The 280-nt window shown below is 68.9% G+C and carries 1 protein-coding gene; it reads right to left on the reverse strand.

Annotated features, from left to right (window positions below; translation table 11 throughout):
* Nucleotides 1–280, reverse strand: a 280-nt coding sequence (locus tag FQ664_RS27355) for a hypothetical protein (RefSeq protein ID WP_218570420.1), incomplete at both ends; no start/stop codon positions are given.

Consider the following 280-nt stretch of genomic DNA (forward strand, 5'->3'; position numbering starts at 1 on the left):
GCACCGACAGCACCTCGTCATTTGCCTTCAGGCCGGCCCGCTCGGCGTTGCTGCCGTTGAGCACGTGATTGACCAGCGTCCCTCCCGCCATCCCCAACCCCAGCACGGGCCGCAACGCGTCGGCGCGATCATCGACGGCACCGTTGGCCGAGCGCGACATCTCGGTGTGGGCGAGCAGGCGCCCCGCCATACGTTCATCGAAATGCGGGGCCTGCATGGCGAACGCGCCACATTCCAGCACGCCACGCAGCGGCGGCTGCTTGTAGCTGCCGTGCAGCGC

This window comes from Pseudomonas persica (genome assembly GCF_900291015.1).
In the GTDB taxonomy this organism is placed as follows: domain Bacteria; phylum Pseudomonadota; class Gammaproteobacteria; order Pseudomonadales; family Pseudomonadaceae; genus Aquipseudomonas.